Here is a 2,111-nt window from a genome sequence, read left to right on the forward strand (position 1 = left end):
CTTTTGTTTCATGAAGGGCAGTATCGGCAGTTAGATATCGGTTTCCAAATAAACGACTTGGGTTTGCAGATATTCTTCCAAACCGTGTTTGCCGTCCGCCCCGCCGATGCCGGATTTTTTCCAGCCCGCGTGGAAGCCTTGCATGGCTTCGAAGTTTTCGCGGTTGATGTAGGTTTCGCCGAATTGCAGGCGGCGGGTGACGTAGAAGGCTTCGTTCAGGTTGGTGGTGTAAACGGAGCTGGTCAGACCGAATTCGCAGTCGTTTGCCAAGGCGATGACTTGGTCGAGCGTGTCGAAAGTGGAAACAGGCAGGACGGGGCCGAAGGTTTCTTCCTTCATAATGTCCATGTTGTTGTCGGTGTCGGTCAGCAGGGTCGGCTCGAAGAAATAGCCGCGTCCTTCGGCGCGTTTGCCGCCGCAGACCAGCGTCGCACCTTGTTTGATGGCGCGTTCCACTTTTTCGGCAACGGCGTTGACGGCGCGCTCTTCAATCAGCGGGCCCATTTCCAGCGCGCCTGCTTCGGCTTCGGCAGGGTTGCCGTAGCGCACGCCTTTCATGGCGGCGGTCATTTTTTCGATAAACGCGTCTTTCAGGCTGTTGTGGACGTACACGCGTTCGGCGCAGTTACAGATTTGGCCGGTATTTCCCACGCGTGAAGCCAAGATGGATTTGACGGCCAGATCCAAGTCGGCATCTTTCAGAACGATGGCAGGGGCTTTGCCGCCGAGTTCCAGCGAAACTTTGGTGATGTTGGCGGAAGCGGCTTCCATCACTTGGCGGCCCGCTTCGACGGAGCCGGTCAGGCTGACCATATCGACTTGCGGATGGGCGGACAGGGCATTGCCGATTTCCGCACCCGGACCGTTCACCACGTTGAACACGCCTGCGGGCAGTCCGACCGCATCGACGATTTCGGCGAAGATGTGGCAGTTGATCGGGGTCACGCTGCTGGGTTTGACGACGATGGTGTTGCCCGTTACCAAAGCGGGACCCATTTTGCGGGCAATCAGGAAGAAGGGGAAGTTCCACGGCAAAATGCCGGCGATTACGCCCAAAGGACGTTTGAACAATAAAATATTTTCGCGCGGGCGGTCGCTTTGGATGATTTCACCTTCATAACGGCGCGCCCATTCGGCTTGGTAGTCGAGATAATCGGCAGTGAACATGACTTCTATGCGTGCCAAATCTTTGGTTTTGCCGCCTTCGGCGACAATGGTGTCGGTCAGCTCGTCGGCGCGTTCGCGGATGCCTTGGGCAATTTTGCGCAGGTATGCGCCGCGTTCAACGGCAGGCAAACGCTCCCATGCAGTTTGTGCATCTCTGGCCGCAGCAACGGCACGATCAACATCGGCTTTTCCGCCTTTAGGCTCACGTGCGATGACTTCTTCGGTTGCCGGATTCAATACATCACGCCATGTGCCGTTAAAGTCGGTTTCAAAGCGGCCGTTGATATACATAGACAGTTGTTTCATCAAACCTTCTCCTGTTGTTGTAGTTGGATGTAGTTTTAGTCTATGCCTAAATTGTCTGGCATACAAGAGGATTTGGCATGGGTTGATGATAGGTGTTTGGAAGTTTTTAGAAAAAGGTGATGGGTGGAGAGTTGGGTTTGATTGATTCAAGAGGTTTGTGATGCTTTGAGTTACATCTATAACAGCATTGTGGCAAAGCTCGAATATTATTGATGTTGATAATAAGGGAGGTATCAAGTGAAGAAAGGCTTGATGGAGAATATAAAAAAAACCTGCTTTTTTCAAAGCAGGTTTTCATATTTGGTGGGTCGTGAGCGATTCGAACGCTCGACCAACGGATTAAAAGTCCGCTGCTCTACCGACTGAGCTAACGACCCGATAATCTGTGTATTATAGGGAGCTTGTTTCTTTTCGTCAACTGTTTTTTTGAAATTTTTTTCAAAAAACGTAAACCGGCTGTTATTTGGCGTTAATTCTCCCGTTTTCGAGTATTAATTATGTTATGATTTTCTAATCTGTCAGTTCTGATGGATATTTTTTAGACCAAAGGATATACAACATGAAAAAATTATTGATTGCTGCGATGATGGTGGCTGGTTTGGCTGCTTGTTCTCAAGAGGCGAAACAGGAAACTCAAG

1 protein-coding gene, 1 tRNA gene and 1 pseudogene are annotated in these 2,111 nt (G+C 50.6%); 1 reads left to right on the forward strand and 2 read right to left on the reverse strand.

Features of this window, described 5'->3' with window-relative positions; all coding sequences use genetic code 11:
- Positions 1-30 precede the first annotated feature (30 nt).
- Both aldA and ACTHUT_RS18680 read right to left on the reverse strand, forming a co-directional pair.
- Positions 31-1,473, reverse strand: a complete 1,443-nt coding sequence (gene aldA / locus ACTHUT_RS18675) for an aldehyde dehydrogenase (RefSeq protein ID WP_250601615.1) — start codon at positions 1,471-1,473, stop codon at positions 31-33.
- A gap of 301 nt (positions 1,474-1,774) precedes the next feature.
- Positions 1,775-1,850: transfer RNA gene (locus ACTHUT_RS18680), tRNA-Lys, on the reverse strand.
- A 182-nt stretch (positions 1,851-2,032) separates the two neighbouring features.
- Here ACTHUT_RS18680 and ACTHUT_RS18685 point away from each other — a divergent pair.
- Positions 2,033-2,111: pseudogene (locus ACTHUT_RS18685) on the forward strand (Ag473 family lipoprotein); the annotation flags it as partial.

The sequence above is a fragment of the Neisseria sp. P0022.S010 genome, assembly GCF_051956635.1.

Excerpts from the sequence above, each read along its gene's own strand:
- aldA (WP_250601615.1), bottom strand. The coding sequence starts at position 1,473 with ATGAAACAACTGTCTATGTATATCAACGGCCGCTTTGAAACCGACTTT.